The sequence below is a fragment of the Burkholderia sp. LMG 13014 genome (assembly GCF_905232215.1).
GTDB lineage: Bacteria > Pseudomonadota > Gammaproteobacteria > Burkholderiales > Burkholderiaceae > Burkholderia.
Genome location: NZ_CAJNKE010000311.1, coordinates 1 through 7,002, shown reverse-complemented (window position 1 = coordinate 7,002; position 7,002 = coordinate 1). Strand labels below are relative to the sequence as shown.

The window sequence follows — 7,002 nt, the reverse complement described above, 5'->3', positions numbered from 1 at the left end:
AGTGCGCCATGCCGTGGCCGCGACGCACCACGAGAATGGCCGCCGCGGCCTTGGCCCGCACAAATTTGGCTTTCTACATTCGTTCCCGACGGTGCGAGCCGTCCGCCCCCTGTTCGATGCGGAGTCCAGAATAATGAATCGTCACGATAGCGTTCGCGCCGCGTGCTGCGCGATGTTGGTCCTGGCCGGTACCGGTGCGCACGCGCAAAGCAACGTGACGCTGTACGGCGTGATCGATGCGGGCATCCGCTATGAAACGCACGGCGTGTCCTACGGCGCCGACGGCACGCCGGTGTCGACGGGCCGCAAGATCTCGATGGCCGACGGTGGCGGCCTGACGGAAAGCTACTGGGGCCTCAAGGGGCAGGAGGATCTCGGTGGCGGGCTGTCCGCGCAGTTCAACGTGGAAAGCCACTTCGGCCCGAACAGCGGCGCGATCGTGCCGGCCGGCTCGCCGAACTTCTTCCAGGTCGCGTACGTGGGGCTGACGTCGACGTCGCTCGGCCAGCTCGCGCTCGGCCGCCAGTACAACGTGCCGTTCGAGATGGTGTCGCTGACCTACGGCTCGAACCTGTGGGCCGGCCCGCAGGATCCGTACTTCAACCTGTTCAAGCCGGAGCAGACGATGCTCGCGGGCGCGCGCACCAGCAACATGATCCAGTACGGCGCGCAGCTCGGCAGCCTGTACCTGCTCGCGCAGTACGCGCCGGGCGGCCATGCGGGCGGCGGTGTGCTCGGCAGCCAGGCCGGCGCGGCGATCGCGTATGCGCCGGACAAGGGGCCGTTTACGGTCGGCGCGTCGTTCATGCGCACCTGGGACGACGTCACGCACGCGAAATTCGACATCTATGGCGGCGGCGGCTCCGTCACGCTCGGCAACGCGACCGTCAACGCCGGCTATATCGAGAACGCGCGCGACAACGACTTCACGTCGTTCGAGAACGGCCCGTTCAGCTCGACCGATCTCGCCGCGCTCGGCATCATCTCGCCCGCGCAGGTGGTCGACCCGTCGACGCCCGGCGGGTTCCGGCGCCGCAAGATGGCGCTCGCGGGGCTGACCTACAAGTTCACGTCGGCGTTCACGGCCGCCGTCAACGCATGGTGGACCACGCAGTCGGGCTACACGCCGGACTTCGACGGCCGCGCGCGCCAGTTCCAGGTGATCGCCGGCTACAGCCTGTCGAAGCGCAGCATGCTCTATGCGGAAGTCGACTACGCGATCTATCGCGGCGGCCTGGTCGGCGCGCAGCTGGTCGGCATCAATGGGCAGTCGCCGAGCACGAGCACCACGCAGCTCGGCGCGACGGTCGGCCTGCGCCACTACTTCTGAAGCGGGGCCGCACAGGATGTGGGCGATCGCGGCCGGGGAGGCACCGGGTCTCCGGCCGGGCGGGACGAGTACAATCCATGGAAAAAAATACGGAGCATCCATGGACGAACCCGACCGTTATACGACGGCGAATCTGCCGGTCCATCTGTTGCGGTGCCTCGCGGAGACAAGCAAGGAACTGGGCATCGACCCCACGCGGCTGTGCCTCGGGCTCGGCTTCGACGTCGCGGACCTGTCGAATCCGTCGTGCCGGATTTCCTTGCGCCAGGCGAGCACGATGATCCGCCGCGCGCTCGACATGGCGCCGGGGCGGGCGCTCGGCCTCGAACTCGGCACGAGCGAGACGATCGCGTCGATCGGGCTGGTCGGCTATGCGATGCTGACAAGCCCGACGCTGAAGGACGCAATCGCGGTCGGGATGGAACTGCAGCGCCACACCGGGCCGCTGATGCGCTTCGAAGTGATCTCGGATGCGCGCACGCTGTCGATCCGCGCGACCAACGTCTTTCTCGAACCGGATATCGAGGCGTTCCTCGTCGAGGAAGCGTTCGGCAGCTTCATGAAGATCGGGCGCTCGCTCGTCGGCCCCGCGTTCCAGCCGAAGGTCGTCGACCTCAGCTACCCGCCGCCGGCCTATGCGGAGCAATACGCACGCGTGTTCCCGTGCCCGGTGCGGTTCGAACAGGAGCAGAACCTGTTCTCATGCGACGCCGCGCTCGGCAACCGCCCGATCGCGACCCACGATCCGCTCGCGCATCGCCAGGCGCTCGAATTCCTGCAGGACGCGCTGCCGCCCGAACCCGAAGGCACCGAATTTCTCGAATCGATCGAACGGATCATGCGGCGCGACCTGCGCCATGCGCCGTCGCTCGCGGCGATCGCCGCGCAACTGTGCATGAGCGAGCGCACGCTGCGGCGGCGGCTGGCCGATCAGGGCGTGTCGTACCAGACGGTGATCGACACGATCCGCCGCAAGCGCGCCTTCACGCTGCTGAGCAACCCGCGGCTGTCGATCGAGGACGTCGCGCACGAAGTGGGGTTCAGCGATGCGCACAACTTCCGGCGCGCGTTCAAGCGGTGGACGGGGCACGGGCCGAGAGAGGGGCAACGCACGCCCGCGTGAGCGTCACGCGAGCCCGGGCCGATCACGGCATCTGCTCGCCCAGGCGAAGCTGATTCGTCACCTGCGTCACCCCGTCGACCTGCCGGGCCGCCTCCACGGCCATCGCGGCCTGCTGACCGTCGCTCACCCCACCGCGCAGCGTCACGATGCCGCTCCGGGCGCGCACCACGATGCGCGTCGCGTTCAGCCCGCGCGTGTGCGCAAGTGCGGCGCTGACACGACGCACCAGGCGCCGGTCGTCGGCCCGGCGCGCCTTGTCCGCCGGTGCCCCGCTGGCAAGGGTTGGCGCCCCCGGGTCCGATGCGGCTCGCGCGGTGCCGGCGACGGTCACGATGCCGCATGCCACGGCGGTCGCGATCAATACACGTTGCAATGCTTTCATTGAGTCTCCCTTCACACACGGAAAATGACGTCGGCCCGACACTCAGAATTTCGTCATCAGGCCGATCGATGCGCCCGTCACGCCACTGCCGCCCGGCCGCAGGCCGATGGCCGCGATATTGGTCGGATCGGTGCGGTATGCGCCGGAGAAGCCGTTTCGATCGAACTCCGCGTAAATCTCGGTGCGCTTCGACAGGAAGTATTCGACGACCGCATATGTCGTGAGCTTGTGCCCGTCCGCATCGCGCCGGTTGCCGAGATTGCGGCCGATGTCGTCGTACATGCCGGCCGTGAACTGCAGGAACGGCGTGGCCTGATAGACGGCCCCCACCGACGGGATCTTGTCGCGACGGTGCGGCCGGCTCGGGTTCGCGCTCGATATGTCCAGGGCCGAGTAGCTCGCATAGAGCCGGCCCGCACCGATCTGCCAGGTCCCGCCCGCCATCCAGGTCTGCGCGGACTGCGACGCGTCCGCGCTGTACGTCTTCGCATAGGACGCGCCGCCGAGCACCGTCTGGTACTGATACATTGCCGCAGCCGAAAAATTGGTTCCGGCGCGCGTATTGCCGGCGATGCCGCCGGGCGAATAGCTCGCCGCGATACGCAGGCCGCCCAGTTCGCCGATGTACTTGATCGTGTTGTTGAAGCGGGAATCGAGCGTGAAGGGGTTGCCGACCCACAGCACACCGGGCTCGATGGCAAGCGACTGGCCGCGCCCGCCCGCCGGATCCACGATGATCCCGAAGTCGGTCGCCGCATTGAACTGGCGCCCGAACGTCAGGCGCCCGAAGCCGCCCGTCACGCCCACGTACGCAGCCTGCGAAAACAGCGTGCCGGCCGTCTTCACTGCGCCGGTTCCGCTGCTGAAGGCGCCATCGAGCACGAACAGCGCCTTGAATCCGCCGCCCAGATCCTCTTTTCCGCGAATGCCGAAGTCGTTGCCCGAGATCATGTTGTTGTTGAACCCCACGGCGCTCCCGCCCTGCATGCCGTTGGTCCATCGAATCCCGCCGCCGATCTGCCCGTAGAGGGTCACGCTCGACTGCGCCACGCTGATGCCCGGCAACGCGCCGAGCAATGCCACCCATGCGAATTTCCTCATCCGTCTCCTCCTGCCAGTGCCTGGCTTTATGTATTCGTCACTGCCTCACTTCATGATTCGCATACCGAAATAAATGAGCTAAACTCGCTGCGGATTTTTCCGGTTGCTGTCGGGATCGGCGCTCCGCGTGCCCGCGTGCGCCGATCCCGGTGTTCCAGGATTACTCGGCCGGCTGCCCGACGTTCTGCACGAGCGAGCTGACGTATCCCGGCCCGCCGGCGCCGTCGTGCTCGACCTCGACGTACCACGCGAGGTTGTGACCCGCCCGAAGGTTCAGCTCGGCGTGCCACTCGCCGTCACGCGCCGCCATCGGCGTCGATTGCCACGTCGCGCTGCGCCAGTCCTGCGAGACCGGGTGATACGCGTGGAACAGCCTGACGCCCGACACGTGCTCCGCCTCGACGCTTGCGGCCACGGCCAGCCGGTCGCCGGCCGTCTCGTGCCGGACCACCGGCATGCGCGGCACGCGACGGCCGGCGAAGGTGCGGGCAAGCCACATCCGCCACGCCGCGAGATGCTTCGTGGAGACCCACGAATGACGCACGTTGTCGACGGCGAGATAGGCCTTGTCGCCCGGCATCTCGGTCATCATGCTGTTGGGCGCGCCGAGCGCGAAGAACTCGTCGTTCGTGCCGAGCGCGACGAGATAGGCGGCCTTGATCTGGTCACGCCACAGATACGGATCGAAATGCATCAGCATGCGAAAACCGACCGGATTGTTGAGTGCGCGCAGCATCGTCTCCGCGCCCTGAAAGCCCGGGCCGGCACGCGACTCCGACGGCCCGGCGACGTGCGGCCCGAACTCGGCGAATTTCGTTGCAAGGTGATACAGGTTGTTCCCGCCGTGGTAGCCGCACACCATCACGCCTGCCACCCGGTCCGGGTCCGCGCCCGACGCGATGGCCACACCGACCCCGCGCTTCGAATTGCCGAGCAGGACGGCCCGCTTCGTCCCGATGCCCGCGAGCGAATGCAGCAGCGTGATGGCGCGGAGATACGCCTTCGCGATCGGGTAATACCCGTTCCAGGTCAGGTCACCGGTTTCCAGCATCTTCTTCAGCGCATAGCCGGTGAAATCCGATTCGTCGAGGCCGAACGGGCAATCGGCCGGGTTCGCGAAGATCATGATCGGCATCCCGAGATCGAGCGCGGTGCCTTCCGCGTATTCGCCCTCGGTATCGAGCGTCGTGCCCGGAATGACGCTTTGGGTCCATTTTCCGGGCTCGAAGGCCTGGCGCGCCGTACCGATGATGCCGGCGGCACCGTCACCGTCATAGCCGTCGGGCACGTAGATGCGGGCGGGATGCCGCCACACGAGCCCGTGCCATTGCTGGCTGGTGAAGGTCAACTCGATGACGCGAACCCGGCGCCCGGCGCGATGCCGGCTCTCGCGCACACAGTCCGAGACGATCTCCGGCTTCAGCGTCGATTCGTCGAGCAGTTCCGCCGTGTCGAAGAAGGGTGCCGGCCCCAGCGCCGGCTTCGTGTCCGTGAACATCTGATTCATGAGCGTAGTTCCTGGTTGATGAGTGCCGCTTCGGCGGCCTTGGGACGAATGACGCAGGCAAACAGCAGCACCACGGCGACGAGCGCGAGCGCGACGAGATAGAGCGCCGGGTCGAGGCTGCCCGCCCGCACGCGAATCGCGCCGAACAGCGCGGAACTCACGCCGGATGCCGCGCCCATGCTCGAGATCAGCGCCACGCCGGCGGTGGCCGCATCGCGTGGCAACAGGCGGGTCGCGATCGCCCAGAGCACCGGGTACGCAGACGCGATGCCGCTGGTTGCCAAGATGGCGCCGGCCATGACGCCGGGCAACGCACCGTGCGAGACGGCCATCGTGCACAGACCGGCAATGCCCGCACCGACCGCGACGATGAAATGCAGGTGACGCTCGCGGCGTCGGTCCGAACGACGGCCGTACCAGACCATCGCGATCGTGCCGATCAGGTTCGGGATCACGACGTACAGGCCGACGTGCTGCAGGTTCGTGACGCCGGTCGCCTCGATGATGGACGGCAGCCAGAAAATCATCAGGTTGGTCGCGCACCCCAGCGAGAACGTCGTGAAGCCCAGCAGATAGACGCACGGCTCCCGCAGCGCCGCGCGCAACGGATGGCGGGCGGCATGCCGGCCCTCAGGCACGCCGAGCGCCTGCTGCACGACACGGCGCTCGTCGGGCGACAGCCAGCGGGCCTGTTCGGGGCCTTCGGGCAGCACCCGGAACGCGATCACGCCGAGCACGATGCTCGGCACCCCTTCCAGCAGCATCAGCCATTGCCAGCCGCCGAGCCCCGCCACACCGTTCATCGCGTTCAGCACCCAGCCCGACACCGGCCCGGTCACGAGCCCGGCTGCGGCAGCGGCCGTCATGAACAGCGCAATGACCTTCGCGCGGCGCTCGGGCGGAAACCAGAACGTGAGATACACCACGACGCCGGGGAAGAATCCCGCCTCGAACGCGCCGAGCAGGAAGCGCAGCGCGTAGAACTGGCCCGGCGTCCTGACGAACATCGTCGCGGCCGCCGCCACACCCCACAACGCCATGATCCGCAGCAGTGTGCGGCGCACGCCGACCCGCCGCAGCATCAGGTTGCTCGGCAGCTCGAACATCAGGACCCCGACGGAGAACGCCGAGGCCGCCACGCCGTATACCGCGTCGGTGAATCCGAGCGCGCCCTGCATCTGCAGCTTCGCGAGGCCGATATTGTTGCGATTGACGAACGCGGTCAGATAACACAGGAACAACAGCGGCACGAGACGCCTCGTGATGCGCGCGAACACCCGGTCCGCTTCGCTGCGCGCGGCCGTGCCGCCGCCGTCCATCGAGCATTCCATTCCGGTGTTCATGCCGACGCCCCTCCGTCAGCGCGCGACGCATGCACGCGATAGCCCAGGCCCGGCGACAGCACGCTGCAGTCGCCGTCGGACAACATGACGGATTCGAGCGCGTCGTGGTTCATCGCGTCGTCCACGAACTCGACGATCGTGCGCACCTTCGCGCATGCCACGCCCACGCCGGCGCAGGCCTCCTCGAGGTCGGCCGCGCGCCATTCACGGATCGCG

At 67.5% G+C, this 7,002-nt stretch carries 6 protein-coding genes and 1 pseudogene; 2 read left to right on the top strand and 5 right to left on the bottom strand.

All coding sequences use genetic code 11. The features are described from left to right. The first annotated feature begins 133 nt into the window (after positions 1–133). The gene (locus tag JYJ84_RS24290; RefSeq protein WP_175222153.1) at positions 134–1,330 is read left to right on the top strand and encodes a porin; all 1,197 of its coding nucleotides are present in this window, start codon (positions 134–136) and stop codon (positions 1,328–1,330) included. Between the two features lie 100 nt (positions 1,331–1,430). Continuing rightward, a complete protein-coding gene (locus JYJ84_RS24285; RefSeq protein ID WP_122948511.1) occupies positions 1,431–2,453 on the top strand; it encodes an AraC family transcriptional regulator in 1,023 nt (340 codons plus the stop codon). A 22-nt stretch (positions 2,454–2,475) separates the two neighbouring features. Here the strand turns inward: JYJ84_RS24285 and JYJ84_RS24280 are convergent, their stop codons facing one another. The 5 genes and pseudogenes from JYJ84_RS24280 to JYJ84_RS24260 all read right to left on the bottom strand — a co-directional run. Then, positions 2,476–2,835 (bottom strand): BON domain-containing protein, encoded by a 360-nt coding sequence (locus tag JYJ84_RS24280; RefSeq protein WP_175222152.1) that lies wholly within the window; start codon positions 2,833–2,835, stop codon positions 2,476–2,478. A gap of 42 nt (positions 2,836–2,877) precedes the next feature. After that, positions 2,878–3,936, bottom strand: a complete 1,059-nt coding sequence (locus JYJ84_RS24275) for a porin (protein ID WP_174956658.1) — start codon at positions 3,934–3,936, stop codon at positions 2,878–2,880. Between the two features lie 160 nt (positions 3,937–4,096). Then, positions 4,097–5,443 carry a PhoPQ-activated protein PqaA family protein gene (locus JYJ84_RS24270; protein WP_175222151.1) on the bottom strand — a complete coding sequence of 449 codons (1,347 nt, stop codon included), beginning with the start codon at positions 5,441–5,443 and terminating at the stop codon, positions 4,097–4,099. Continuing rightward, positions 5,440–6,786 (bottom strand): MFS transporter, encoded by a 1,347-nt coding sequence (locus JYJ84_RS24265; protein WP_175222150.1) that lies wholly within the window; start codon positions 6,784–6,786, stop codon positions 5,440–5,442. Before JYJ84_RS24265 ends, JYJ84_RS24270 begins: the two co-directional genes overlap by 4 nt. Next, positions 6,783–7,002, bottom strand: a pseudogene (locus JYJ84_RS24260) (CoA transferase); the annotation flags it as partial. The pseudogene JYJ84_RS24260 and the gene JYJ84_RS24265, both read right to left, overlap by 4 nt.

What these genes read in the sequence shown, in the direction of transcription:
- JYJ84_RS24290 (WP_175222153.1), top strand. Translation starts at nt 134, where the DNA reads ATGAATCGTCACGATAGCGTTCGCGCCGCGTGCTGCGCGATGTTGGTC.
- JYJ84_RS24285 (WP_122948511.1), top strand. Translation starts at nt 1,431, where the DNA reads ATGGACGAACCCGACCGTTATACGACGGCGAATCTGCCGGTCCATCTG.
- JYJ84_RS24280 (WP_175222152.1), bottom strand. Translation starts at nt 2,835, where the DNA reads ATGAAAGCATTGCAACGTGTATTGATCGCGACCGCCGTGGCATGCGGC.
- JYJ84_RS24275 (WP_174956658.1), bottom strand. Translation starts at nt 3,936, where the DNA reads ATGAGGAAATTCGCATGGGTGGCATTGCTCGGCGCGTTGCCGGGCATC.
- JYJ84_RS24270 (WP_175222151.1), bottom strand. Translation starts at nt 5,443, where the DNA reads ATGAATCAGATGTTCACGGACACGAAGCCGGCGCTGGGGCCGGCACCC.
- JYJ84_RS24265 (WP_175222150.1), bottom strand. Translation starts at nt 6,786, where the DNA reads ATGAACACCGGAATGGAATGCTCGATGGACGGCGGCGGCACGGCCGCG.